Annotated in this window: 24 protein-coding genes and 3 rRNA genes; 11 read left to right on the forward strand and 16 right to left on the reverse strand. The window is 55.2% G+C overall.

Annotation, left to right across the window (positions count from 1 at the left end; genetic code table 11):
• The first annotated feature begins 44 nt into the window (after nucleotides 1-44).
• The 5 genes from CCASEI_RS13400 to CCASEI_RS13420 all read left to right on the forward strand — a co-directional run bounded on the left by CCASEI_RS13400 (nucleotide 45) and on the right by CCASEI_RS13420 (nucleotide 3375).
• Complete coding sequence (locus CCASEI_RS13400; protein ID WP_006822499.1) at nucleotides 45-647, forward strand: superoxide dismutase; 603 nt, start codon at nucleotides 45-47, stop codon at nucleotides 645-647.
• Between the two features lie 107 nt (nucleotides 648-754).
• Nucleotides 755-1342: a hypothetical protein gene (locus CCASEI_RS13405; protein WP_006822498.1), complete on the forward strand. Its 588-nt coding sequence runs from the start codon at nucleotides 755-757 to the stop codon at nucleotides 1340-1342.
• Nucleotides 1343-1401: 59 nt separating this feature from the next.
• A complete protein-coding gene (locus CCASEI_RS13410; RefSeq protein ID WP_025388272.1) occupies nucleotides 1402-2544 on the forward strand; it encodes an amidase in 1143 nt (380 codons plus the stop codon).
• A 114-nt stretch (nucleotides 2545-2658) separates the two neighbouring features.
• A complete protein-coding gene (locus CCASEI_RS13415) occupies nucleotides 2659-3159 on the forward strand; it encodes a hypothetical protein (RefSeq protein ID WP_025388273.1) in 501 nt (166 codons plus the stop codon).
• An 18-nt stretch (nucleotides 3160-3177) separates the two neighbouring features.
• Nucleotides 3178-3375: a helix-turn-helix transcriptional regulator gene (locus tag CCASEI_RS13420; protein WP_006822495.1), complete on the forward strand. Its 198-nt coding sequence runs from the start codon at nucleotides 3178-3180 to the stop codon at nucleotides 3373-3375.
• On the opposite strand, the gene CCASEI_RS13425 is transcribed toward CCASEI_RS13420, so the two are convergent.
• Entirely contained in the window at nucleotides 3356-4258 is a 903-nt protein-coding gene (locus tag CCASEI_RS13425; RefSeq protein ID WP_006822494.1) for a LysR family transcriptional regulator, read from the reverse strand. The two genes, CCASEI_RS13420 and CCASEI_RS13425, sit on opposite strands and share 20 nt — an antisense overlap.
• A 96-nt stretch (nucleotides 4259-4354) precedes the next feature.
• Between CCASEI_RS13425 and CCASEI_RS13430 the strand changes: the two genes are divergently transcribed.
• Nucleotides 4355-5545, forward strand: a complete 1191-nt coding sequence (locus CCASEI_RS13430; RefSeq protein WP_025388274.1) for an MFS transporter — start codon at nucleotides 4355-4357, stop codon at nucleotides 5543-5545.
• Nucleotides 5546-5581: 36 nt separating this feature from the next.
• On the opposite strand, the gene CCASEI_RS13435 is transcribed toward CCASEI_RS13430, so the two are convergent.
• The gene (locus CCASEI_RS13435) at nucleotides 5582-7111 is read right to left on the reverse strand and encodes a TM0106 family RecB-like putative nuclease (RefSeq protein ID WP_006822492.1); all 1530 of its coding nucleotides are present in this window, start codon (nucleotides 7109-7111) and stop codon (nucleotides 5582-5584) included.
• Nucleotides 7112-7187: 76 nt separating this feature from the next.
• On the opposite strand from CCASEI_RS13435, the gene CCASEI_RS13440 reads away from it, so the two are divergent.
• Nucleotides 7188-7826: a DUF6474 family protein gene (locus tag CCASEI_RS13440; protein ID WP_006822491.1), complete on the forward strand. Its 639-nt coding sequence runs from the start codon at nucleotides 7188-7190 to the stop codon at nucleotides 7824-7826.
• A gap of 243 nt (nucleotides 7827-8069) precedes the next feature.
• Here CCASEI_RS13440 and CCASEI_RS13445 read toward each other — a convergent pair whose 3' ends face one another.
• Complete coding sequence (locus CCASEI_RS13445) at nucleotides 8070-8708, reverse strand: response regulator (protein ID WP_025388276.1); 639 nt, start codon at nucleotides 8706-8708, stop codon at nucleotides 8070-8072.
• A 39-nt stretch (nucleotides 8709-8747) separates the two neighbouring features.
• Nucleotides 8748-9974, reverse strand: coding sequence for a sensor histidine kinase (locus CCASEI_RS13450; RefSeq protein WP_025388277.1), 1227 nt, complete (start codon nucleotides 9972-9974; stop codon nucleotides 8748-8750).
• Here CCASEI_RS13450 and CCASEI_RS13455 point away from each other — a divergent pair.
• A complete protein-coding gene (locus CCASEI_RS13455; RefSeq protein ID WP_025388278.1) occupies nucleotides 9973-10578 on the forward strand; it encodes a DUF2020 domain-containing protein in 606 nt (201 codons plus the stop codon). The two genes, CCASEI_RS13450 and CCASEI_RS13455, sit on opposite strands and share 2 nt — an antisense overlap.
• 53 nt (nucleotides 10579-10631) lie before the next feature.
• Here the strand turns inward: CCASEI_RS13455 and CCASEI_RS15255 are convergent, their stop codons facing one another.
• Together CCASEI_RS15255 and CCASEI_RS13465 are read right to left on the reverse strand one after the other, a co-directional pair.
• Nucleotides 10632-10784 (reverse strand): hypothetical protein, encoded by a 153-nt coding sequence (locus CCASEI_RS15255; RefSeq protein WP_006822487.1) that lies wholly within the window; start codon nucleotides 10782-10784, stop codon nucleotides 10632-10634.
• 9 nt (nucleotides 10785-10793) lie between these two features.
• The gene (locus tag CCASEI_RS13465) at nucleotides 10794-11546 is read right to left on the reverse strand and encodes a class E sortase (protein ID WP_006822486.1); all 753 of its coding nucleotides are present in this window, start codon (nucleotides 11544-11546) and stop codon (nucleotides 10794-10796) included.
• Nucleotides 11547-11591: 45 nt separating this feature from the next.
• Here CCASEI_RS13465 and yidC point away from each other — a divergent pair, with 45 nt between their 5' ends.
• Nucleotides 11592-12653: a membrane protein insertase YidC gene (gene yidC / locus CCASEI_RS13470; RefSeq protein WP_006822485.1), complete on the forward strand. Its 1062-nt coding sequence runs from the start codon at nucleotides 11592-11594 to the stop codon at nucleotides 12651-12653.
• Here yidC and CCASEI_RS13475 read toward each other — a convergent pair.
• From CCASEI_RS13475 to CCASEI_RS15260, 4 genes are all read right to left on the reverse strand, one after another.
• Nucleotides 12650-13258 carry a TetR/AcrR family transcriptional regulator gene (locus CCASEI_RS13475; protein ID WP_025388279.1) on the reverse strand — a complete coding sequence of 203 codons (609 nt, stop codon included), beginning with the start codon at nucleotides 13256-13258 and terminating at the stop codon, nucleotides 12650-12652. The two genes, yidC and CCASEI_RS13475, sit on opposite strands and share 4 nt — an antisense overlap.
• 148 nt (nucleotides 13259-13406) lie before the next feature.
• Nucleotides 13407-13655, reverse strand: coding sequence for a GlsB/YeaQ/YmgE family stress response membrane protein (locus CCASEI_RS13480; RefSeq protein WP_025388280.1), 249 nt, complete (start codon nucleotides 13653-13655; stop codon nucleotides 13407-13409).
• A 267-nt stretch (nucleotides 13656-13922) separates the two neighbouring features.
• Nucleotides 13923-14846 carry a universal stress protein gene (locus tag CCASEI_RS13485; protein ID WP_025388281.1) on the reverse strand — a complete coding sequence of 308 codons (924 nt, stop codon included), beginning with the start codon at nucleotides 14844-14846 and terminating at the stop codon, nucleotides 13923-13925.
• A gap of 174 nt (nucleotides 14847-15020) precedes the next feature.
• Nucleotides 15021-15197 carry a hypothetical protein gene (locus CCASEI_RS15260; RefSeq protein WP_169731184.1) on the reverse strand — a complete coding sequence of 59 codons (177 nt, stop codon included), beginning with the start codon at nucleotides 15195-15197 and terminating at the stop codon, nucleotides 15021-15023.
• Here CCASEI_RS15260 and CCASEI_RS13490 point away from each other — a divergent pair.
• Nucleotides 15196-16176 carry a pseudouridine synthase gene (locus CCASEI_RS13490; RefSeq protein ID WP_025388282.1) on the forward strand — a complete coding sequence of 327 codons (981 nt, stop codon included), beginning with the start codon at nucleotides 15196-15198 and terminating at the stop codon, nucleotides 16174-16176. The genes CCASEI_RS15260 and CCASEI_RS13490 overlap by 2 nt on opposite strands.
• A 130-nt stretch (nucleotides 16177-16306) precedes the next feature.
• Here the strand turns inward: CCASEI_RS13490 and rrf are convergent.
• The 6 genes from rrf to CCASEI_RS13520 all read right to left on the reverse strand — a co-directional run bounded on the left by rrf (nucleotide 16307) and on the right by CCASEI_RS13520 (nucleotide 24605).
• Nucleotides 16307-16425: ribosomal RNA gene (gene rrf, locus CCASEI_RS13495) — 5S ribosomal RNA — on the reverse strand.
• Between the two features lie 170 nt (nucleotides 16426-16595).
• Nucleotides 16596-19673: ribosomal RNA gene (locus CCASEI_RS13500) — 23S ribosomal RNA — on the reverse strand.
• A gap of 539 nt (nucleotides 19674-20212) precedes the next feature.
• Nucleotides 20213-21735: ribosomal RNA gene (locus tag CCASEI_RS13505) — 16S ribosomal RNA — on the reverse strand.
• The 16S, 23S and 5S rRNA genes sit together here, the layout of an rRNA operon.
• A 628-nt stretch (nucleotides 21736-22363) precedes the next feature.
• On the reverse strand, nucleotides 22364-23389 hold the full coding sequence (locus CCASEI_RS13510; RefSeq protein ID WP_025388283.1) for a hypothetical protein: 1026 nt from the start codon (nucleotides 23387-23389) through the stop codon (nucleotides 22364-22366).
• Nucleotides 23386-24201: an ATP-binding cassette domain-containing protein gene (locus tag CCASEI_RS13515; RefSeq protein WP_051461274.1), complete on the reverse strand. Its 816-nt coding sequence runs from the start codon at nucleotides 24199-24201 to the stop codon at nucleotides 23386-23388. Before CCASEI_RS13515 ends, CCASEI_RS13510 begins: the two co-directional genes overlap by 4 nt.
• Nucleotides 24202-24230: 29 nt before the next feature.
• Nucleotides 24231-24605 carry a GntR family transcriptional regulator gene (locus CCASEI_RS13520; RefSeq protein WP_025388285.1) on the reverse strand — a complete coding sequence of 125 codons (375 nt, stop codon included), beginning with the start codon at nucleotides 24603-24605 and terminating at the stop codon, nucleotides 24231-24233.
• Between the two features lie 268 nt (nucleotides 24606-24873).
• Here CCASEI_RS13520 and CCASEI_RS13525 point away from each other — a divergent pair, with 268 nt between their 5' ends.
• Nucleotides 24874-26214, forward strand: a complete 1341-nt coding sequence (locus tag CCASEI_RS13525) for an NYN domain-containing protein (protein WP_006822160.1) — start codon at nucleotides 24874-24876, stop codon at nucleotides 26212-26214.
• The last annotated feature ends 141 nt before the right edge of the window (nucleotides 26215-26355 follow it).

Below are 26355 nucleotides of genomic sequence, written 5' to 3' on the forward strand. Positions count from 1 at the left end.
ATCGGCTTATCATGGGATGCGTACCCAACGAAAGGAACACACTCATGGCTGTTTACGAACTACCAGAACTCGACTATGCATACGACGCACTGGAGCCACACATCTCCGCTGAGATCATGGAGCTCCACCACTCCAAGCACCACGCAACCTACGTAGCTGGCGCAAACGCTGCTCTTGAAGCACTCGAAGCAGAGCGCGAAGGCGACGCAAACCCAGACAAGGTTCGCGCACTGTCCAAGAACCTCGCGTTCAACTTGGGTGGCCACACCAACCACTCCGTATTCTGGAAGAACCTTTCTCCAAACGGTGGCGGCGAGCCAACCGGTGAGCTGGCAGAGGCTATCAACCGCGACTTCGGTTCCTTCGACAAGTTCAAGGCTCACTTCTCCGCTGCAGCACTTGGCCTGCAGGGCTCCGGCTGGGCAGTACTGGGTTATGACCACATCGCAGGTCGCCTGATCATTCAGCAGCTGACCGATCAGCAGGGCAACGTCTCCGTAGACTTCACCCCACTGCTTTTGCTCGATATGTGGGAGCACGCTTTCTACCTGCAGTACAAGAACGTTAAGGCTGACTACGTAAAGGCAGTCTGGAGCGTCTTCAACTGGGATGACGTAGCAGAGCTTTTCGCAGCTGCATCCAAGTAGTTATTAGTTCTTAGCGCAGACTTTAGTGCGCGAGAGCAACCACGCCCCTGCCGGCAATTCCTCATTCGGGAGCGCCGGCAGGGGTTTTGGCTTCTATGATGGGCGCTATGAAACAGCACTATCGACAGGTCCTAGCTAATACTTTTGAAACCAACTTCTTAGATGTCATATCCCGGGTAACTAGTGCCGGTACACAGGGTTCACTCGTTGCTCACTTCAAAGCTGAAATTAGCATTCGGAATGGCTCCGCCATCATTACGGGAACGCAAGCCTCGGATGGAGTGAGCGCGCAATACCCCATCTCCTACCTGGTTAAGAACGATTTATATGTCGGAACCGATGATGGAGCCTTCCTGCTGCTCGAAAAGGCAGGGCTGGCCAGCACACCAATTGCACCGCTGCTTTGGGCAAAAGAGGCCAAGAGCTTTCGACGCATTTCCAGCAACCGGGCAATAGCCTTCGTGGCACGTTCGCAGCTCGCTGAGGGAGGAAGTTTCGAGCTCAGCGGGGATTTAACGGCGTTAGAATCAAGTGATTACGTCGAAGTACACCTCACTGAGAACAGCGGCCTAATCAGCTCAGTTGTCGTTGATATTGAAGTAGACGGCTCGATAACAAGAACAGAATTGGACATAAGCCCTAGGGCCATAGAAGTACAAGTAGCTCGCCCACCTGCCCATAAAGTAGTTGAATGACATAACTGCCACACTCTGATCCGATCAGCTCGCCCTGTGCTGGCTCTATGATGGGGCGCATGACGGAATCAATCTCAGACCTCGCAAATGCGCTGGAAGGCCTAACTGCCGAGCAGCACGGCTTTTCTCATATTGATTTAGAATGCGAACCCGTGGCGGAAGGCGATCTTTCGGGGTGGATTATCCCGGCCAAAGATCTCTATGACGTAGAAGGCATGCCCACCACGTTTGGTTCTAAGGCGCGCACGCGCATGGCGACGGAGACCGATCCTTTCATTGCTGCGTATCAGGCACGCGGCGCACGGATTCCGGGCAAATCGGTGTCTTCGGAGCTCGGGCTCACCGTAGATGCCGAGCCACGTGACTTGCCGGCGGTAGACAATCCCATTTGGCCAGGCCACACGCCGGGTGGTTCTTCCGGTGGCGCGGCGGCGATGGTGGCCCGTGGGCTCGTGCGCGCGGCACACGGTTCAGATGGTGGCGGTTCGATCCGCATTCCGGCGGCGGCCTGCGGGATTGTGGGTTATAAGCCGTCCGCAGACACGCTCGCCGTGCATGGTTATCTCACCACATCGGTCGCAGACCAGGCATTGCTGCACCAGATCGAGCCGCGGCTGGAGCGCAAGTTGCGCATCGGCGTGCTAACCACCCCGATTATCGCAGACACGCAGGTGCAGCAGGAGTATCTCACCGCAGTGGCAGAGGCGGCGCAACAGCTTTCCGATGCCGGCCACGACGTCATCGAAGTCGGCGGCTGGCCAGAAGCCGAGACTACTTTCGGGCACTTCACCAATCTGTTTTCCTACCGCCTGGCGGAGCTAAAGCACTATGACTACATCGCCGCGTGGCTGCGTGAGAAGGGCTTGGCTGTCACGCAAGAGCAGGTCGCAGAGTCTGAATCATATGCACGTGCGCTCAAAGGCAAGCTCGCTGAGCACTGGGGCGCGGACGTTATCCTCAACCCCACCATCGCATCCGATCCGCCAAAGATTGGGGCATTCTCATCCCTGCCGCCGGCAGAGAACTTCGCAGCCCAAGCCAAGTGGGTGCCGTGGACATCGCTGTTTAATATCGCGGGCACCTGCGCTATTTCTTTGCCGTGGCCAGTACCGGGCCGCTTCCAACCAGCGGCGGTTCATTTGGGCTCGCTGACTTTGGAAGATTCTGAGCTATTAGCGCTGGCAGGAATTCTGCACACCTAAACCAAACGCGTATTTGCGCAACCAAACCTGTAAAGCAGACTTGACACGTAAAGGGTGCTTTACATATGCTGAGGTTAGTTCACACGCACACCACTTCCACGAGGAGTAATTCTCATGAACACCACAGCAGCACACAGCGCAGCAAATAATGTGGAGCAGCCGAAGCCGCGCTCTCGTTTCGGGCGCTCAAAGTTTGGTGGTTCACCGGCGGCACTCATTGCCGGTTCCATCGTGACGGGTTTGGCGGTCGCTTTTGCGGCGGCATCGATTTTCTGGGCTATTGTCCGGCCGGAAGAATCCACGGCGTTGTACCTCGGCGTCTTCACGCTGTGTTTGTTCCCTGTGGCATCGGCAGGAACGTGGGCATTCATGGTGGACCGTGACACCATCGTGGGCGCGACCCCCAACCCGGAGGAGTCCATTGAGTCCACCTGGTATGACAATGCAGCGCAGACCACCTTCCACATCATCTTGTTCGCCATCGGCGCGCTGGGCGTGGCCAGTGTCTTTACAGATGTGAAGCTCTCGCTGGGCGCTTTCGCCATTGCCAGCTACGTGTTTATCCTGGCCGCGTTTGCAGGCAGCTACCTCCTTAACAAGCGCCGCGATTCATAAGCCGGACCCGCTAAGACTATGGACAATAACTTGAAAACCCTGCGTGAGCAGCACGGTCTCTCGCAGCAAAAGCTTGCCGATGCCCTCGGCGTCTCCCGCCAGACCATCATCAGTATTGAAAAAGGCCGCTACGACCCATCGCTGCCGCTGGCGTTCCAGCTTGCCGCGCAATTCGATTGCGCCATTGAAGACCTCTTTATCCCGGAGCTTGGCTAGCTTTCACAAACTCTCGAAACTGTGTGACCGGCGGGGCGTCATCGCCATCGCGCCACACTAAGCCCAGCTCACGGTAGCGCACCGGCTCCAAAGGAATCAGATTCGTGGCATTCAAATACGGATCATCCAACGGCAAAAGCGCACAACCCAAACCAGCGGTGACCAGGCCAGATACCGTGGTCAGCTCCATCGACTCAAAGACAAAGCGGGGTACGAAACCGGCCTCGGCAGCCAAAGAATCCAACAGCATGCGCGTGCCGTAGCCGGGCAGCATGCCGATAAAGGGTTCATCGGCAAGCTCATGCATAGCAATGCTTGTTCTATCCGATGCCCAATGCCCCTCCGGCACCGCTATGGCCAGCCGCTGCAACTCCAGCTGATGCCAACTCAGCCCAACATGCCCCGGCACCTGCAATTCATAAGGCTTGGGACCAACCAGCCCGATATCGCTCAAGCCATCGCGCACCCGGTCCACCAGATGCTGCGCCGCACCCTGATGCAGCACGAACTGCACATGCGGATGCTCCTGACGGTAAGCACGCAGCAAATCCGGCACCATCCACGTGCCCAAAGAATGCATGAAATCCAGGCGCACCTGGCCGCGCTCCGGATCCATCAGGCGCGTGACATGCTCAATTCCTTGGGTGCGCGCCTCAATCATCTTCTTCGCATGCGGCAAAAACGCACGGCCGCGGGTGTTGAGCACCAACCTGCGGCCCTGGCGTTCAAACAACGTGGTGCCGAGCTCCTTCTCCAGCCCCTGCAGCCGCCTGGTCAACGCGGACTGCGAAACATAGAGCTCATCGGCGGCTTCAGAAAGACTGGCGCCCTCCTCCACGGCGCGCACCACGGCTAAGAAACCTTCGATGTCATGAAAATTCATGGGATTCTCCCTGCTCGACGCCTTATGCGTGATGCTCATCAAAATAGGCACTAAAATGCATTTTACTCATACAACGCGGTGGGGGACTATGGGTACATGCAAAGAAATACCCGCGCCATGGTGGCCATGCTGTTTGTGGGCTTGGCTATCTTCTCCGGCCTTTACTCCACGCAGGCAATGTTGCCGACTTTCGTGGACGAGCTCGGATTCACCCCGACTGAGGCCGCGTTGACCGTGTCTGCCGCGACCGGCGCGTTGGCTTTGTGCGTGGTGCCGCTGTCTATCTTGTCGGAACGTTTCGGCCGCGGTCGACTTCTGGTTATCTCCGCTGTGTTGGCTACTATCTTGGCGTTCATGGTGCCGCTGGTGGGTGACAATGTCCTGGCAATTATCGCTATTCGCGCACTGCAAGGCGCGGTGCTTGCTGGCGCACCGGCCGTGGCCATGGCCTGGCTGTCCGAGGAGCTCGATGAAGATGTGCTCCCGCGCGCGATGGGCTTGTATATCGCCGGCAACACCCTCGGCGGGTTGACCGGGCGTCTTATCCCTACCGGTCTTTTGGAATTTACCGGCTGGCGCGGCGCGCTGCTGGGTGCAGCGGTGGTCTCCAGCTTCTTCGCGGTGCTGTTTATTATTCTGCTGCCTAAGCAGCGCAACTTCCAGCCTAAGCAGCTGCGCTTTAAATCCGAGATTCGCGCGATGGTCAATCACTGGCGAAATCCGCAGACCGGCTTGCTGTTTGTCTTCGCTTTGTTGGGCATGGGCGCGTTCGTGTCCATGTATAACTTCATCACGTTCCGCCTCATCGACCGCTTCGGCCTCCCGGTCACCCTGGCTGGCCTGGTGTTTTTGATGTATCTCGCCGGCACCTGGTCTTCGGCGCGTGTTGGTACCATTATCAACCGCTACGGTCACGGCAGAACCTTCATCGGTTCTATTGTGCTCTACGCACTCGGTGTCATCATGACGCTTGGCCCCCTGCCGGTACTGCTCGCGGGCATGTTTATCTTCACCGCTGGCTTCTTCGCCGCGCACTCCACGGCATCCGGCTGGGTTGGGCAAGCAGCCCACAAAGACCGCGCCGAAGCATCCAGCATGTACCTGTTTTGCTACTACGCTGGCTCCTCCATCATCGGTGCTATCTCCGGGCTGGTCTTTGAGGCCACCAACTGGGCCGGGTTCATCGGCTACATCTCATGCTTCACGGTCGCCGTGCTGGTTATCGGGCTGTGGCTGCACAAGACCACCACCCGCCAAGCCGCCGAAGCAGCTGCCGTCGCCGCCTAAATTCCCAAGCGCCTAGCTGCCTAAATACCTAGGCATCTAGGCGCTTAGCCGCGGTGTATTCGGTGCGTTATCACTCATCCACTCGCGCACGGCCAAGGTGGCCTGCACGTCATCGGCGTTATAAGTTAACAGCATCTCCCGCGCTGTCAGCGCCGCCGCATCCGTGCCGATGGCAACCCGGCGCGCGTTGACAGACTCCTCACCATCGAAATCGCCTTGTTCCCAATGAAAGCCTGCTTGTGGCGCAACAGTTTTCAAGCTCAGCCCGAAGGGTCCCACAAAGTTGGCTTTGACGTGGGCGAACATGTCCACCCATTCTCCGGAGTTAATAAACGCATCAACTTCTTCCACCGACGGCACGCCAGGGGTGTGCGCGTGGAAACGCTGCGCGGACATGCGCATCCAGTGATTTTCTCCGTGCGCGGAGTAGCAGTAGGCAGCAAAAGTCTTGCCCGCCGCATGGGCGTTATCGCGTTGTTCCATCAGCCAGGTCCAGAATTCGGCGAAGTTTCGCGCCTCTGCCTTGGAGCCCAGCATTTCCCAGGTGACAAAGTCGTAGTAGGTGCCGTCCATCCACGCGCCCCACAGGTAAGCGCCTTGGTCCATGTAGGCTTCCATGTCCACATCAATTTCCACGTCAGCGCGCGGCACTGTGATATCGCCGTGTGCGAGCAGCACCGTCCCATCGCGCCACGCGGCGGCCAACTGCGAAGGGGTGCCCAAGGAGGCATCGATAAGCCCTTGAACTGTCTCAATGCCGCGTTCGCGATAAGGCCGCGCGCGGTCACCGGGCAGAAACAGGCTAATTTCATCCATGGCTTCCAGCTCAGGTTTGCACAAAGGCCAAAAGCGGCAGCTCGCGCACTCTTTCACCCGCCGCGGCTGGGTGGGCAGGTTCTCCAGTTCCACGGCGTCCAGCGCCGCGTCCAAAGCCGGCTGGTAGGTTGCGGTATCGGTATAAAACGCGAGGTTTCTATCCTGGCCAATTAGCACGCCGCGTCCAGAATTCAGGCCGAGATCGTCCAGCGCCCGCGCAGCCATCGCCAAGTGGTAGCCGTCCAGCACGTGGTGCCGCGGCTTATAGCCCAGCTCCAGCGGCTCACTCAGCCCCAGGCGGTGGGTGGGCACGCCGAGAGTCTTCGCCTTGTCATGTTTGCGCGCCACGCGGTGGGTGGACACCATCACCGGTGTATAGGAGCCATTGCTTGCCGATGCCCCCTCCCGCACCAACATATCCACCCCCACCAGCCATTTCTCATTCGCGAACACTGCGCCAGTGATATGCGTGGCACCGGTAGCGAGGGCTTCGAGGGTTTCTAAAGAGCGCAGCCACGGGTCTTCCGCCGGGATAGGGCCAAGATCAATGCGGCGGAAAGGTATCCTGCGCGAGTCGGATTTACGAGGAAAGTTCTCCCATACCGCGCTGCGGGCGGCGTCATAACGGTCAGCGCGCGCCTGAGCTGCTTCGGTGCGTGGCACTTCAGGGTGGGTGTGGCGCTGGACGAGCCTATACCGGCAGCCCACAAGATCTGACGCACGCACCTGATTTTCCACTCTGATGAGCATAACGCAGTCATCAAGGTAATGTTGAATACAGTATTTACTGCACTTGATGAACAAAAGAAATGAACGGATCTAATCGATGAGCATTTTGAAGAAATTCCGCAAGTCACGCCGCGCCGCAAAGGCTGAGTTCAAGGCTGCAAAAACCAAGGCAAAAGCCGAGGTCAAGTCCGCCGATAAGGCACGCAAGCGTCAGCAGAAGCTGCTGTCGAAGCAGGAGAAACAGCTGATCAAGTCAGAAGAGAAGGGCTTGAAGCAGCGCCGCAAGCACGAGCTCAAGGTGGCGAAGAACGAACTGGAGAAGTTGCGTGCCGGCCGCTTTAACACCGACAACGTCAAGCGCTACGCCGGTGCCGCGCGCACCGCAGCACCATTGCTTCTGCCTTTGGTCTACCGCGCGATTGTCACCGGCCGTCAGCAGCTGGAAGAGCGCCGCGCTAAGAAGGCCGGTGTCACCACCGACCAGCTCGCGTCCTTCTCGGGCCACGGCGCATCCATCAAGGCTCGCACCCAGGGCATCCGCAACACCGTCGATGAGAACTCTTCGCTGCCTGCCGGTTTCAAGCGCGACATCAAAGAACGCCTCGATGACCTCGACGCCGCAGTAGACAACGCCGAGCTGATGACCCCGCAGCAGCGCCGCCGCGCCCACGGTTCCATCAACCGCGACATCGATCTGGTCACCCAGGAAATCCAGGACCGCATCACCAAAGGCTAAATTTGCGTTAGACCAAATTTAGCCGGAGAACACGAAGCTAGATTTAGCGAAAACGAAAAATGACCTTGTGAGAATCACTCTCCAAGGTCATTTCTTTTAGCAACATCCGCGCACCTGTCGTTCTACCGGGGTTTTCGTTCTACCGGGGTGTGCTTTGCGTGTTTGCCGTTTTATCAGGGTGTGCTTTGCGTGTTTGCCGTTTTATCAGGGTGTGCCGCAATGCGTGTTTTGGAGCGTTAACCGCTACAAAACACCCTGTTCACGGGCGGCAGCGACGGCTGAGGTGCGAGAACGCACGCCGAGCTTGTCATAAATGTGGACCAGGTGTGACTTTACGGTCGCCTCGGATAGCATGAGCTCCTGGCCGATTTCGCGGTTGGAGGAACCGCCCGCTACCAGCTGCAGCACTTCCAGCTCACGCGGGGTGAGGGAAGAGCGCGGGGTGCGCACGCGCGTCATCAAACGGTCGGCGACCATGGAGGACAATGCGGAATCACCTTCGGCTGCGGAACGCACCGCGTTGGTTAGCTCTAACGGCGGGGCGTCCTTGAGCAGGTAGCCCACAGCACCAGCTTCGATGGCGCCGAGAATATCGGCGTCGGTGTCATAGTTGGTCACCACAAGAACCTTCGGCGGATTATCCATCGCCTGACGGATCCGTTTCGTGGCTTCAGCGCCACCCATGACACGAGTTCCCTCAATACCGGCACCAAAGCGCAGGTCCATCAAGATGACGTCAATTCCGCCTGCTTGGGCTGTAGAAATAGCAGCTTCTGCTGTGGCAACCTCGCCGACCACCTCAATATCCTGGGCTTCTTCCAAAATCGCGCGAAGTCCAAGACGAACGATTTCGTGGTCATCAGCTAGCAAGACGCGAATCACTTCATCACTCCTTTTTGCTACGTGTAGTCCACCAAAAGTTTAATGTGCACTAGTTGTTAAGGGTACACTAACGCTGACTGCGGTTCCGTGTCCTGGGGTCGATTCAATAACTACTTCCCCACCGACTTCTTCCGCACGGCGCTTCATTGCCGCCAAGCCGATATGCCCCAAACCCGCCGGGCGGGATTGCACGGCCGCGAGATCGAAACCATCGCCGTTATCCACTACGTCCACGCGGACACCTTTGTCTTCATAGGTCACGGTGATTCGCGCTCGTGTGGCATTCGCGTGCTTTGCCACATTGCCCACGGCCCCTTGGGCGATACGTAGCAAGACGGCTTCAAGTTTCATCGGCAGCTGATGCACCGTGCCGTCAGACTCCACCTCAATATCTAGCTCGCCGGCGGCGGCGAAACCTTCTGACATGCGCTCCAGGGCGCCCACCAGCGAGGTCTGTGACAGCGCGACAGGTTGCAACGCCGCAATCATCGCGCGCGCCTCCTGCAAATTATCCGCCGCCGTGTGCCGCGCCAAGTCAATGCGTTCCCGCGCTTTGTCCACATTGCCGGCGCCACCATTGGGATCCAGGTCCCGATTCGCCGCGTGCAACAGCATCTGAATAGAAGACAGCCCTTGCGCGAGCGTGTCATGGATTTCATGGGCAATACGCTGACGTTCCCCCGCAACACCCGCAGCACGTTCAGTCTCTGCTAGCTGCTGGCGGGTTTCCATCAGCTCCCGAATCAGCGCCGCGCGCTCCATATTGATGGCGTGCAGACGGTCAAAAGCGTAGAAAATCGCCACCGTCACCAGTGCGGAGACCACCGGACCCATGACGCCACCAAAGGTCAGTCCCTGTGGGAACTGAATTCCCACGGAGACCGCTGTGCCGAAGATAACGGCGATAACGCCCCACACCATTCCCAGCACGCGCAGGTAGAAAAAGAACAACACAAAGAGCAGGTAGATACCGGCGGGCGCGACCAGAATGTCAACAATCCACACCACCGTCAGCGCCGTAAGCCACACCAGTTTCAGCACGTAACTCATGCGGTCCATGTAGAAACTGCCCACAAAATACAGGGCGGCAAACACCGACAGAAACACGAGGTTAAAAGCCGCAGCGGTGAGGCTCATGCGCACCGACATCAAAATCGCGACCACCAAAATAGTCGCGGTGAGGATGTGGATGCCATTGCGCATGACATCGGCGCCCTCGGAAGATTCTAAGGATTCTAGCTCGCGCTGATCTAGACTATTGCTCATGTCTTTGAGCCTACTTCCCCGCGCAATATCCCTGGTAGTTGCCGCGGGAATTCTCACAGCTTGCACGCCGCAGCCAGAGCAAGAGGAGCTTGCCGATGTCTCCACCACGTCCACGTCCGCCGACGGCTCAGCTTCAGAATCCGTAGTCGCAAGCGCCGTCCCCGTGGATACCGTCCCCCATGTGGAGCGCGGCACAAATGAGGCATGCCCTTATCTGGATACCCAGTTCGTGGCAGATACCAATGGCCAGCGCATGACAGATCAGGGCGTTGACCATAGCTTTGACACCCCAGCGTGTGTGTTCTACTCCTACCCGGATGAGCCTCAGGCGGTAGTGATGGTGCGCAACATGGGCAGTTTCGACGAGGCCATGCAGGTCGTGGATTTCGCAGCGCCTATCGATTCCACCTCGCCCGCCGAATTCTCCACCGACGCCGGCGACTGGTCCGGTGGACGCGGACCTGTCACAGACAGCCCCACCGGAGCGGGCAGTGTGTATGCCGTGGGCAAAGACTCCACCGCGGTCGTGGTGTGGAGCAACCAAGAACAATCTGTGAAGGCTGAAACGCTCGCGCATCAGGTGATTGCCAACCTCGGGCTCTAGGTCGCAGGTGTTCCGCTACGCGGTCACACCTGCGGCGTTGTATGGCGCCGGGGCTATACGGCGACGTCGTTATAAGGCATCAGCAGCGAGACCTGCGGGAAGACAACTTCCATGAGAAGGAAGAACACGCCCACCGCAATCGCGAGCGCCAACAGCAACTTCACCGGCGTTGGCCCGGGCAACAGATTCCACAGTGCTTTATACATATCCTGTTCCTAAGCCGTTTCTTCCAGTGCTGACGGGCGCTGGCCGGAACCATCGCTGTTAGATTTCGGGAGGTTTTCTACCTCCATCGCGTGCACAATCATGCGCTCCGCATTCGAGAACTGCGGGTGGCACGTGGTCAGGGTGATGATTCCTTCGGTCGCGGGGGCATCGGCAAGCGAAGGCACTGCGGCGAGCACCCCAACATCACCTGGGACCGTAATGTGCCGACCCTGCACCCCGGAATACTCCCCGGCCAGTTTTGCCTGCTGTTCCGTGCTCAAACAATCCGCCGGATGCCCATCAATCGGCAACACGCGGTAGGTTACCCAATTCGTGGCAGTCTCCACCACGATGGCATCACAGGTTTCCAACGCCCCCAAATCATTAAAAGGCGCGCCCTTGCCCACCCGGTGCCCGGCGACCCCGAAATTGCCCACCTCACCTGGCATCTGCGTGTCCTCATAATGGCCCGGGCCGCGCAGCAGATCATTTTCATCCGTGCCCTCAATAATCGCGAACTCAAAATCCGGACCAAACGCCGGAATGTACATCCGGGCAAAAGCCTCACCCAACTCCGGCGTCAGATTCTGCCGTGGATTCTTCCACTGCTCATCCAGCTCCTGCTGCGCCTGATCCTGCAGCTTCCCAGATTCCACATTCGTCCAAAACGCTTCATAAAACGCAAAAAGCAACAGCACAACACCGGCTGTTAAAAACAGCTCACCCAAGACTTGGGCAATGCTGATGCGGGACTTCTTCATGCCAGTAATTATAGTGTGCTTAGAAGCCCACGCAGAAAGGCAGAAATGTTCGATATCTTTGTGTACCCAGTTTCGGGAATTATGAAGCTGTGGCACCTGCTCACGCACAATTTCTTTGAAGAACAAACTGCGTGGCTAATGTCCATTGTGCTGCTAGTTCTCACCGTCCGCTCACTCATTGCGCCACTGACGTGGTACTCCGTGCGCAGCGGGCGCATCGCCGCGCTGCTGCGGCCGGCCAAGGCAGCAATGCCACCTGCTACTACCCCCGAGGACTACCAGGCCAACAAAGATGCTGTCGATGCCCTGCACAAAGAGCACAACTTCAACCCCGCCGTGGGCTGTCTCCCGCCGCTGATCATGCTCCCGGTCTTCATCGGCCTCTACCAAGTAGTACTGCGCATGGCGCGGCCGACATTTGAAGGCCGCATTGGTTTCATCTCCGCCGAAGAAGTCCAATCCTTCCGTGAAACCACCCTCAACGGCGTGCCCATCCCGGCGTTTATCTCCATGCCTGAATCCTGGGCCACCGACCTGGCCGTGGACCCTGCCCTCGTGCGGGAGAAGGCTCTTCCTTGGCTGATTCTGGCCATCTCATTCACCGTCATCAACATGTGCATCTCCACCACGCGCATGTTCTGGACCACGAACTTCAACACCAAGCTCTCACGCCGTATCTTCATCTTCTCGCTGGTGTTCATCGTGCTCATTCCGCTGCTGCTGAGCTACATCGCCTTCCACGGACCAATCCCACTGGCGGTTATCTTCTACTGGTTCTGCACCAACCTCTACACCCTGACGTTGACCATTATCTGCCAAATTGTGCTGGCCAAGAAGTATCCACTGAGCGAAGAAGTCCACGAAATGCGCCGCAAGTCCATCGCGGATTTCAAGGATTACCGCAAGCTCAGTTCCAGTGAGAAGAAAGAGCTTCAGGCAAACGCCAAGGCTGATAAGAAGCAGGAAGCGGAGATCCGCCGCGAGGCGTCCAAGATCCGTGTCGCCAAGCGCAGGGCCGAGCTGCAGGCAAAAAGAAACTCAGGCACTAAGCCGGAGGAAAAGAAGCAAGAGCCTAAAGAAGACTCGGCAGAGGGGACCGAAGACTAGATGGAGTAGTCTGCTGGCGGTTCAGACAACATCTGTACTGCCAGGCCACGCGCGGTGTGCAGCGGGCCAATCGCGCGCATTAAGCGGGCACCAGACATGCCGCCGTCGAGGAAGATGAGCAGCTGATCCGCCTGGCTATCTGATGGGTAGCCGTTAATCTCATTGAGCAGTTCCGTCATGGTGGCATGCATCCACCGACGATGCTCCAAACAGGCCGCAACAATCCCGCGCTCCGCATCCGACTCCGGACGTGGATATTCACCAGCAGCGTTTAAGAAGTGCGAGCCGCGGAATTCCTTGCCGGGCTCTTCATCAATAGCCATGTCAAAGAAGGCCAAAATCTTGCCCTGCGGGTCACTAACCTCAGCGGTACGCTGCGCCCACGCTTCACGGTATTGCTCATCCAAAGTTTCCACATAAGCAATAACCAACGCGTCTTTAGAGCCAAACAGGGAATACAGCGACGCCTTCGCCACGTCAGCTTCGCGCAGAATACGGTCAATACCAATAACGCGAATGCCTTCAGTGGTAAAAAGATTCGTCGCGGATGCCAACAGTCGATGACGTGGACTCGGGCGATTACGGCGCGACTTCTTCTGGGTCACTGTGACATCCTTTCTTCGGTAGCCTGGCTGCAGACACAACTAAACCGGTTCATCTACACAATATAGACAAACCGGTTTGTTCGCTACTAACCGGGTGGGTAATTATTCACCCGGACAAGCGTCTAACTCTACTTATTCCTAGTTCTTCTTAGTTCGCGGACTTGGAGCGAATAGCGCCCACAATCCACAGAAGCAGACAAGCGCCAAGGACAGCGGTGAACAGCGTCCAGATCCAGCCGCCGCTACCCAGGCCTACGCGCGAGAGCAGCCAGCCGCCGAGAATACCGCCGACGATACCGACGATGATGTTTGTTAGAAGACCGTGGTCACGCTTCATGATCTTTTCTGCCAAGAAGCCGGCGATTGCGCCAATGATAATCCAGCCGATAATACCCATGAGTTATTCCTCCTCGCGGGCTGAAACAGCCACATCATTTTTGTGTGAGACTACAGTTTCAGCTCAAATCTATCCTGTGGTTCTTAATAAATCGGGTCTGGCCTAATGCCTTCATGTTTCGAAGTCAAAAGGCTCTGTGTTCCATAGTGCCACTTAAACTCCGGGTGGTAAACGTGGGGAGGTAGAATGTTTGTAAACTGTAATAAAACTTCTAAAGGCTCCAACCACCTTTCTCAGCGGTTGGAGCCTTGAATCTATCTGATACTTCTAGCCTTCGGCTGCCTCTTCATCACCGATGTAAGACTCCGGGCGAACCACCATCAGCGGGCAAGGAGAGGACTGCAGCAGTGCACGCGAGGTCGAGCCAAGCAGCATGCCGCGGAAGCCACCACGGCCGTGAGAGCCGACAACCAGCAGTTGTGCACCAGCCGCCGCATCAGTCAGTGCACGTACTGGACGGTCACGAGCGATGATACGGGTCACCTTGACCTCTGGGTACTCATTTTCAAAGGATTCCAGACGCTCAGAGAGCAACTCGCCCTGTTCACGCTCAATCTCAGACCATTCAGCCTGCGCTGCCGCAAGACCGGCCAATGAGGTCTGCGCCTGCATGTCCATCCAAGTGTGGATAGCCACCAGCTCAGTACCGCGAGCCTGTGCTTCACGGAATGCGTAGGAGGTTGCCTTCTGGGAGACCTCAGAACCGTCCACACCAACCACGACTGGGCCGTACTTGTTGTTCTCGGTCACCTCGTTGTTGTCACGAACAACAACCACTGGGCAGTGCGCGTGGGATACAACGTTGGCGGAGACAGAACCCATGACCATGCCGGACAGTCCACCCATACCGCGGGAGCCCATGACAATCATGGTGACGTCGTGCGACATCTCCAACAGCATGTCAATTGGGGAACCCTCAGCAATGGTGTGACCAATCTTCAGGTCTGGGAAAGCCTCGTGTGCAATAACGCGAGCTTCCTCAATGCGACCTGCGGTCTCATTCTGGAGGTCTTCGTAGAGTTCTTTTGGTGGAACCATTCCCTCCGCGTAGAGGAACTGCGGCATGGTGTAGCTGGATGCAATCCGCAATGGGATTCCACGCTTGGTTGCGGTATTCGCTGCCCACAGGACGGCGTTCTTTGAGGCTTCCGACCCGTCTACTGCTACAACAACGATGTCTTCTTTTGCCATGATGTTCCCTTCCTCAGTTTCAGCCAGTAAACGGCGATTCCGCACTGGTCAGGTGAAATTCTACGGGATGAAATGATTTCATTACCTACAGTTAAGTATAGCTGCTTATTACCATTCGAACAGGTTGTTATACCCTATTTAGAGGGCAAAATACGTAAACTGCAGTGGTAATGGCTATTTGGTTGCTACCTGGATCGCCTCAGCGGCACCTTTGCCGTTGTCAATTACTGCACCCTCCGCGTTGGATGGGTAGAGCAGCATGTAGAGGAATTCGCCTGCTTTCGCGAGCTGGGCGCCGATGCCCTCAGAAGAAAATTGAATTGCTGGTTCAAGGAGTGCATTAAAATCCATGGGAAATAGACTATCGCATCAGCGTAAGGGCTACAGCCCCCTGCCCATTAAAGATGGACTCAATCCCACCCGAGTGCGGGTACCGGCAGAGGTTGCGCCCATTAGGGCGTTCGATTTCCTCATGGAAGTCATCCAAACTCAACGGCACCGTCACCCTGACGATGATGCGGTGGCCTTGCAGGAGCGTTTCAATAAACGCGAGGTAGTGGTTTTCGATGCCACCCCGATCTACCCCTCCACTGAACTCTCAGCGGAGCAGGACGTTTTCTTCTACCGCACTCCGGCACCAGAGACACCCGTCCCCTATGACATTCCCATTGTCTATGAGGATGCGGACATTCTCGTGGCTGATAAGCCGTCCTTTATGGCCACGATGCCGCGTGCACGCCACATCGTGGAAACAGCAACTGTGAAGCTACGTCGCTCGACCGGAATCGATGACCTCGCGCCAGCGCACCGACTGGACCGCCTGACATCAGGACTTTTGTTGTTTACTAAGCACCGTGAAGTCCGCGGCGCCTATCAAACGCTCTTCGCCCGCCGCGAAGTACAAAAGACCTACAGCGCCATCGCCGACTACAAGGACTTCCACACACCAGTGCTCTGGGAATCACGCATGGAGAAGACGCCCGGTGAAATTCAAGGAAGGATTGAACAAGGCGATATCAACGCCATCACCAGCCTGGTGGCAGTCAATCCGCTGACGTCGGATGAGCAACAGGCCATGGATGACATCCACGGAAAGCAACAACAGCTCGCGCGTTATACCCTCGCCCCCAAGACAGGTAAGACACATCAGCTAAGACTGCACATGTGGGCTGCAGGCGTCCCTATTCTAGGAGACCCTGTCTATCCCATCATTTATCCTGTTGACGCCGAGGACATGAATATCCCAATGCACCTCACCGCCGCGCAGCTGGAATTCATTGACCCCCTCAGCGGCAAACCCCGCGAGTTCCACACCACATTGACCTTTTAACAGAACCAGTGTCCTCTATATGGGGGCTTTCCCACCAACCCAAAAGAGCCAAAACGCACAAGAAGGAAGGCTAGGAAGAACATTATGTTCTTCCTAGCCTTCCTTCTATATTCAATTGTTTTTTGTTTTATGTCGGCGGTAACTTACTCTCCCACACCCTCCCGGGTGCAGTACCATCAGCGCGGGCAGGCTTAGCTTCCGGGTTCGGAATGGATATCCGGGCGTTTCCCTGCCGCTATGGCCACCGACAAATCATCGGAACAATCAGTGTTCTGATGCTATGGGTGTTGTGTCAGATACTGCATAGTGGACGCGTTGCACGGCTCAGATAATAATTATCTGTCGTGTTCTTATTTTTTTGAGTATTTTCTCGTTACGATTGCGATACCAAACCAGTCACAGCGTGACTTATGTGTTTGGTGTGTTTGTTTGTTGGTGTATTAGTACCAGTAGCCTTAACATTTTACAATGCGTACAGGTCTGGCCTATCAACCCTATAGTCTGTAGGGAACCTCAACAGAAACCTCATCTTAAAACAGGCTTCCCGCTTAGATGCTTTCAGCGGTTATCCCTTCCGTACGTAGCCAACCAGCAATGCTCCTGGCGGAACAACTGGCACACCAGAGGTACGTCCGTCCCGGTCCTCTCGTACTAGGGACAGCCTTCTTCAAGTTTCAACGCGCGCGGCGGATAGAGACCGAACTGTCTCACGACGTTCTGAACCCAGCTCGCGTGCCGCTTTAATGGGCGAACAGCCCAACCCTTGGGACCTACTCCAGCCCCAGGATGCGACGAGCCGACATCGAGGTGCCAAACCATCCCGTCGATATGGACTCTTGGGGAAGATCAGCCTGTTATCCCCGGGGTACCTTTTATCCGTTGAGCGACACCACTTCCACAAGTAGGTGCCGGATCACTAGTCCCGACTTTCGTCCCTGCTCGACCTGTCAGTCTCACAGTCAAGCTCCCTTGTGCACTTACACTCACCACCTGATTGCCAACCAGGCTGAGGGAACCTTTGGGCGCCTCCGTTACATTTTAGGAGGCAACCGCCCCAGTTAAACTACCCACCAGGCACTGTCCCCAACCCAGATCATGGGCCAAGGTTCAGGTATCCAATCCGATCAGAGTGGTATTTCAACAACGACTCCACACCCACTAGCGTGAATGATTCACAGTCTCCCACCTATCCTACACAAACCGAACCGAACACCAATACCAAGCTATAGTGAAGGTCCCGGGGTCTTTTCGTCCTGCCGCGCGTAACGAGCATCTTTACTCGTAGTGCAATTTCACCGGGCCTGTGGTTGAGACAGCAGAGAAGTCGTTACGCCATTCGTGCAGGTCGGAACTTACCCGACAAGGAATTTCGCTACCTTAGGATGGTTATAGTTACCACCGCCGTTTACTGGGGCTTAAATTCTCAGCTTCGAAACCCGAAAGTCTCTAACCGGTCCTCTTAACCTTCCAGCACCGGGCAGGCGTCAGTCCATATACCTCAACTTAACGTCTTCGCATGGACCTGTGTTTTTGATAAACAGTCGCTTCCCTCTATTCTCTGCGACCCACCCAAGCTCACATAGCAAGTATGCTCACTTTGGTAGGTCCCCCTTCTTCCGAAGTTACGGGGGCATTTTGCCGAATTCCTTAACCACAGTTCACCCGAACGCCTTAGTATTTTCAACCTGACTACCTGTGTCGGTTTAGGGTACGGGCCATATACACACATCGCTAGAGGCTTTTCTCGACAGTACAGGATCACCAACTTCACCAATAAAGGCTACGCATCACGCCTAAACCATTATGAGTGACGGATTTACCTATCACTCGGCTTGCACGCTTACACCAACAATCCAATAAGTGGCATGGCTACCTCCCTGTGTCACCCCATCGCTTGGACCACATTTCAGGCCCCACGCACGCACACACACCAACAATCCCGAAGGATAAAAGGCACATGCTTGTGGGTGGTTAGTATCAATGCTTTACCACGGGCGCGCATATACGGGTACCAGAATATCAACTGGTTGTCCATCGACTACGCCTGTCGGCCTCGCCTTAGGTCCCGACTCACCCTGGGAAGACGAACTTGACCCAGGAACCCTTAGTCATCCGGCGGAACAGATTCTCACTGTTCAATTCGTTACTCATGCCTGCATTCTCACTCGCACACAGTCCACGCCTCCTCACGGTAACGCTTCAACCCATGCACGACGCTCCCCTACCCAAATATCAAAAATATTTGCCGCGGCTTCGGCGGTGTGCTTGAGCCCCACTACATTGTCGGCGCAAAACCACTCGACCAGTGAGCTATTACGCACTCTTTCAAGGATGGCTGCTTCTAAGCCAACCTCCTGGCTGTCTTCGCGATCTTACATCCTTTTCCACTTAGCACACCCTTAGGGGCCTTAACCGGCGATCTGGGCTGTTTCCCTCTCGACTATGAAGCTTATCCCCCACAGTCTCACTGCCGTAGAACACATTGATGGCATTCGGAGTTTGGCTGATGTTGCTAAGATGATAGTCCCGCTCAACCAACCAGTAGCTCTACCTCCACCAAGCTACTACGACGCTGCACCTAAATGCATTTCGGGGAGAACCAGCTATCACGGAGTTTGATTGGCCTTTCACCCCTACCCACAACTCATCCCCGCAGTTTTCAACCTACGTGGGTTCGCGCCTCCACGACGTCTTACCATCGCTTCACACTGGCCATGGGTAGATCACCCCGCTTCGGGTCCAGAACATGCCACTGAAACACCCTAGTTAGGATTCGGTTTCCCTACGGCTACCCCACACGGGTTAACCTCGCGACATGCCGCTGACTCGCAGGCTCATTCTTCAAAAGGCACGCCATCACCCAACAAAAGAGGCTCTGACGGATTGTAGACACATGGTTTCAGGAACTATTTCACTCCCCTCCCGGGGTACTTTTCACCATTCCCTCACGGTACTCATACACTATCGGTCACACTGAGTATTTAGGCTTACCGGGTGGTCCCGGCAGATTCACAGCAGATTCCACGAGCCCGCTGCTACTCGGGCACCACAACACACACAGCATACTATCTTCACCTACAGGGCTCTCACCTTCTACGGCCGGGCATTCCAACCCACTTCACCTAACAACACACTGCGCGCTTTGTACTGGTAGATACAAAAAATCATGGCCCCACAACACCGCATGCACAACCCCTACCAGGTATCACATACACACGGTTTAGCCTCATCCACGTTCGCTCGCCGCTACTAGCAGAATCATTATTATTTTCTCCTCCTGCAGGTACTAAGATGTTTCACTTCCCCACGTATAACCCCCACACCAGCTATGAATTCACCAGTGGGTACCTACCCATAACGATAGGTGGGTTTCCCCATTCGGACATCCTCGGATCAACGCTCAATTGACAACTCCCCGAGGCTTAACGCAGCCTTACACGTCCTTCATCGGCCCAGCATACCAAGGCATCCACCATGCGCCCTTAAATAACGAACACACACCCCACAACCAACAACCACCAAAAGATGACCACCAGAAATGGGGGTGAACAACCGTAACTAAAAAAATACTAAACACACACCAACAACCAACACTCGAAAGCATCAGCATTGATGTGCCGTTCTCACAGAAAAAATAAGAAATTACACACACCACACAAACCAACAAGGATAAACCCCACAAGCTCATGTGGTGGATGCTCGCGTCCACTATACAGTTCTCACACAACACCCCACACCACCATCAACAACCACAGTGTTAACCACTCGTGTGTGTCTCAAATCTGGTGTGAGCACCAGGACCAACCCACAAAAAATGGATTGTTGTCCCAGACACCCAACAGTGTGCCAACGCAATAATCTAGAAAAAGATTGTCCGTGTATGTATTTAAAAAGATTCTGTTACCGGTCTCTTCGACCGGCGGTGTGTTTCCACTCCGATTCAACAAGTGGCATGACCACACTCGGGTCATCAACCACCAACCCAACAAACCTCAAGAAACTACTCAAGATGCGGGTTAAAAAATAAGCTCCTTAGAAAGGAGGTGATCCAGCCGCACCTTCCGGTACGGCTACCTTGTTACGACTTCGTCCCAATCGCCGATCCCACCTTCGACAGCTCCCTAACAAGTTTAGGCCACTGGCTTCGGGTGTTACCAACTTTCATGACGTGACGGGCGGTGTGTACAAGGCCCGGGAACGTATTCACCGCAGCGTTGCTGATCTGCGATTACTAGCGACTCCGACTTCATGGGGTCGAGTTGCAGACCCCAATCCGAACTAAGGCCGACTTTCAGGGATTCGCTTCACCTCACGATGTCGCTGCCCATTGTATCGACCATTGTAGCATGTGTGAAGCCCTGGACATAAGGGGCATGATGATTTGACGTCATCCCCACCTTCCTCCGAGTTAACCCCGGCAGTCTCTCATGAGTTCCCACCATAACGTGCTGGCAACATAAGACAAGGGTTGCGCTCGTTGCGGGACTTAACCCAACATCTCACGACACGAGCTGACGACAACCATGCACCACCTGTATACCGACCACAAGGGAAAGACTATCTCTAGCCCAATCCGGTACATGTCAAGCCCAGGTAAGGTTCTTCGCGTTGCATCGAATTAATCCACATGCTCCGCCGCTTGTGCGGGCCCCCGTCAATTCCTTTGAGTTTTAGCCTTGCGGCCGTACTCCCCAGGCGGGGCGCTTAATGCGTTAGCTACGGCACAGAAGACGTGGAAGCCCCCTACACCTAGCGCCCACCGTTTACGGCATGGACTACCAGGGTATCTAATCCTGTTCGCTACCCATGCTTTCGCTCCTCAGCGTCAGTTACTGCCCAGAGACCTGCCTTCGCCATCGGTGTTCCTCCTGATATCTGCGCATTTCACCGCTACACCAGGAATTCCAGTCTCCCCTACAGCACTCAAGTTATGCCCGTATCGCCTGCACGCCCGAAGTTAAGCCCCGGGATTTCACAGACGACGCGACAAACCACCTACGAGCTCTTTACGCCCAGTAATTCCGGACAACGCTTGCACCCTACGTATTACCGCGGCTGCTGGCACGTAGTTAGCCGGTGCTTCTTATCTACCTACCGTCACCACAAGTGGCTTCGTCGATAGCGAAAGGAGTTTACAACCCGAAGGCCTTCATCCCCCACGCGGCGTCGCTGCATCAGGCTTGCGCCCATTGTGCAATATTCCCCACTGCTGCCTCCCGTAGGAGTCTGGGCCGTATCTCAGTCCCAATGTGTCCGTACACCCTCTCAGGCCGGATACCCGTCGCCGCCTTGGTAGGCCATTACCCCACCAACAAGCTGATAGGCCGCAGGCTCATCCCACACCGCAAAAGCTTTCCACCACAACATCCAAGAAGTGGTCATATTCGGTATTAGACCCAGTTTCCCGAGCTTATCCCAAAGTGCAGGGCAGATCACCCACGTGTTACTCACCCGTTCGCCACTCGAGTACCCCAGCAAGCTGAGGCCTTTCCGTTCGACTTGCATGTGTTAAGCACGCCGCCAGCGTTCATCCTGAGCCAGGATCAAACTCTCCACAAAAAATGCGTATAGCATCTAGGCGAGAAAGCCTAAACCAAGCAAAAAAAGACAAACAACACACACAAAGCGCTTAAACCAAATGTGTGAAGCTGACCAAAAATTACTACATAAAGAAATCAACAAACCCAACCAGAACAAACCAATTGAGTAAGGTAAAAAGTGTTTATCCTGTATCACTACAGACAACAATTACATCGATATTCAATATGCACCGTTAAAATATTTAACTATTTTCAATGACACCCAATTAACGACAAGTGACATCCGGTACACACCAACAACCAAACACCCAAAAGAGTATCTAGCCCAACATAATCCTCATCCACACAACACAGACAAAAATAATATATCTAGTACATTGGCACACTATTGAGTTCTCAGACAACAACCACACCACCACTTGCAGCCCACATCCAAGATGTGTCACAAGATAAATGAATGGAAAGTCAAAAATCTATTTTGATTGTCAACGGCTGTTTTCCTACCGCCATTCTCACCAGAACTTCAAGCTCTGTGCGGGGCGTTGTCGGTCTCGCTGACTCACATAAAGTTACACGCCACCCCAACACAGCACAAATCCCCAGCACAAACCACATAAATGAATGTTTTAAGTTGTCTGAAAATGAACCTAACTCGTCGTTGATGCCATTCCGAACCATTTGGCCAAGCCGCCAGACTCCAGCCTGGCTCTCTTTGCCATTGTTGGAAGTAAGAGTCCTCCCACTATGTATCCCGCAATCGCTGCCATTTGGGGAACCAAGTAGATCTCCCGCGCAATGCCGACGATCATGTAGACCTCAAGTGCTATCGCGCCGACTGCGACCGGAACTGTCACCTTCCAGCTTGGCGATGTAGTTAATCCAAGTGAGACAAGTGCAAGGATCAATAGAAGATAGACCGCACCAAGGGAACCGACTATCCCCCAACCTGGAACGACGAGGCTTACAACTATGAGCAGTCCTGGAATAACCGCATTAATGACAATTGTGTGATGTGCCCAAGATTCTCTAGTGCCCCCGAAGACCACATATTCACGTAATGACGTAGTGAGAGTGTCCTCGAAGGTCATGAACAGCATGACGGAGCCAATCACTGCCGCGATCGAAAGGGTATCTGCCCATTCGTTTCCCCAGATGGCGTGCACCGCCCAGTAAATCAGAGCAGTAACCGCGCTTAGAATCGCTATGAATCCCCAAGCCCGTACCTGAGGCCGAATGAGTAGTTGACCCTCGATTGTCGGTGGGAAACGTCCGTCTTCGGTTCTGCCGCTCGATTGCGAAACAAGCCCCGCCTTCCTAACGCTTTGACGTTGCGGAATATCAAACGTCTTGACGATTAGTACGGCGGCGATCACCAAGTATCCAGCAACAAAAGGCCAAGGCAACCCTGCAATCAGTACGGCTATTAGTACGAACAGCACGCCTCCGATGCCAATTTCGATACGACGTTGGAAGTTGTATTCGCGCTTACTCAATCCCAGGAGCCAAAACGCATCCCCTTCTGGCCCCGTCAGTGTGAGCAGGCCAATTACTGCAAATAGGAAATAGTACATATTCGACCCGGAGCTTACGGCCACTGACAACATCACAAAGAGAAACAGTCGGAGTGCCCATTTGGGCTTTTCGACGAGCTCCCACATTAGGCGGGCGTTCATGCGATTCCCTCCTCACCCAGGGCGAGTACTGCTCGTTCGAGGTTGACTTCGCTGGCGCGTACATCGACTTCACCGGCGGCGTCGAAGACGTTGTCGGGGCCGAGCGCAATCGCGTCGACGATGACACGGTCACCGAGGGCAGTCGATTCGCGGGTTAATGGCTTAATCTGAAGGCGATTAAGCAGGCGGTCCACGTTTTCGGGATGGCCGGTCAGCTCCAGGATGCCGTCGATGAGCTCTTCTACTGAGCCATGCTTCATGCCGTTGAGCATGAGCACAGTGTCCAAATGCCCGGATAGCTCATTGAGGTGGTGTGTGGAAATGACGATGGTGCGACCGTGCTCTTCTCGCAGTACGTCGTAGAAGACCTGGCGTTTTTCAACATCGAGGCCGAGATAGGGTTCATCGAGAAGCATGAGCTCACAACCTGAAGCTACTGCCATGATGATGCCCATCGCGGACTTTTGGCCACGTGACAACGCCGAGTAGTTCTTGGACGGTAACTCAAAGCGGTCCTGGAGCTCATCGGCACGCTCAGCATTCCAGGTACCCCACCGCGCTTTACCAAGGCGCATCAGCTTAGCGATGTTCCAACCATCTACCAGGGGGTTATCAATACCCATCAAGATGGTGCGGTCCATAACCGAACGATTATCAAACGGTGCCTCACCGAATACCTTGAGGCCATTCGATGGATGCTGGCCTGCAATTTTGCGCAAGAGTGTGGTCTTGCCAATGCCATTGGGTCCGACTACCCCGTGGGTAAGACCCTGGCCCAGCACGTAACTTTTGGATTCAACAATTGCGTTCATGGTCATTCCTAACCGGTTGGAAGTGGCGGTCATTTGTAGAGGCCTCTGCTTTCAGCGACTCTTTCGATGAGATCAAGAAGTGCTGCACGCGAGTAGTTCAGCCGCACCGCCTCATCAATAAGTGGGGCAACGTAGTCGGCCGCAAACTCGCTGCGGCGTCGCTGGCGAATAACTTCTATTGCCCCTTCGGCGACAAACATGCCAATCCCGCGGCGTTTATCCAGCACCCCAACATCAACCAGGAGATTAAGCCCCTTGCGGGCAGTTGCCGGATTGATGGAGTGGAAATCAGCGAGCTCATTCGTCGAAGGTGCCTGGGCGCCCTCAGTAAGAACTCCGTCCACAATCGAGTCCTCAACCAATGAGGCGATCTGCCTAAAGAGCGGCTGAGTTGAGTTATCCATAGCCATAGTTTCTGTGCCTGTCTGAAAAATTGAACAGAGCCAACCACGTCGGTTGGTTACTGATGTAACTAACCGTACAACCAAGGCTTAGAGTGCGCAAGGGTTTGCCTATCTTCCGACATAAATTCAGGTGCCAAACCACGCGCTTTCTCAGGACAAATGGAAATAACCAGCAGATTCAAGTCAGGATATCGACGTAGTGTTACAGATGAGGCAAACTAGAAGAATACAAACAAAATTAGAATCAAATGAACGGAATTTAGGAGCCATGCTTGAACGCACAGTTGTCTTTGTTGACACTTCTTACTTATTGGCCAGCTTTTACAACTCATGGGAAATCGGAGCACGCGCCCAGTTAGAAATTGACTTACCCGAGGTAGTAGCCACTTTGCGCTCAATGATTGAGAACCAAATTGGCCACCCTGTCCACCGCCAGAACTGGTATGACGGCATTCCAGATACCGGCCCACACCGCTACCAGCGCGCACTGCGCACCTGTGATGGCGTGCAGCTTCGCACGGGCCAGCTCATTGAATGGGGCGAGCGCCGTACCCAAAAAGCAGTAGACACCCGTCTTGTTGCTGACATGGTTGTTAATGCCATGAACCAGCACTTCACAGACTTTGTTCTGGTCTCCGGTGACGCAGACATGATTCCAGGTGTGAACGAGGCCGCCAACAATGGCGTGCGCGTGCACCTTTATGGTTTCGGCTGGGATTCCATGTCCTCTGCCCTGCGCCACGCATGTGACACCACCACCATTTTGGATCCGCGCGAAGACTTCCATGACGCCATGGAAATCCAGGTGCTGGAAGGCCCTATCTCACCGGTTATCCCAGATGTGGCAGATGAAGAAGAAGCGACCTCAACTGATGAACTCCCTGATCGTGACGAATGTGGGGAACCTTCGGAAGTAGAGGCCGCTTTTTCGTCCACCCCTCATATACCTGAGGCGGATGAGAACATCGGCGACGGTGAGCCAGCGGTGTCCACGACACCGAGCCCAACGCCAACGCCTGGGCGAACACCAACTCCGAGCCCAGAATCCGTTCCTTCGGCCACACCGAATCCGGATCCGCAGGTTCCGGAAACACCAGCCGAGCCAACCGAGCAGGTTGAGCACGCTGACCAGGTAGAACTGGCAGACCAGGTTGAGCAGGTTGAGCCGTTTGAATTAGGTGAAGCAAGCGTTGAAGATACGGATGACGCTGATGCCGCTGATGACAGCAGTGACTCGGATTCATCAGGCATCCCGAAGCCATCGGCGGCACCGAAGCCGTCAATGATGGCGCCGCGCCGCAAGCTGCGCTCGCGTTATGTCCCACTTCCGGAAGAGGTGTGGTCTTCCTCCGGATTCCAGACCCCATTTGACGTGGGCCAACAGTACGCGAGCTGGTGGTTTGAAAATGCAGCATCCGCCGACCAGCGCGACCAAGCGCACGTGCTTTCCGGCGGTGGGCTCCCACCTGAGATCGACCGTCCGTTGCTGCAGTTTGCGTGCGAGACTCTGCACGAATACACGCTGACTGAGACGCAGCGTGTAAATCTCCGCGACGGTTTCCACTCCGGCATCCGTGGTGTGCTCATTAACATCACCCGCAATGGTTAATTGACGGCTTATGACCGCCAATTAATGCTTGGTTGTTAGCAGCCAGACAGATTAAAAGCAGCGAGGCCAGGATTTAAATGTCCTGGCCTCGCTGCTTTGTGTGTTTTCTGTGCTCTTTAGTGCGTCTAAAGGGCGCGGATG

Origin of the sequence: Corynebacterium casei LMG S-19264, from assembly GCF_000550785.1 — a bacterium.
GTDB classification, from domain to species: domain Bacteria; phylum Actinomycetota; class Actinomycetes; order Mycobacteriales; family Mycobacteriaceae; genus Corynebacterium; species Corynebacterium casei.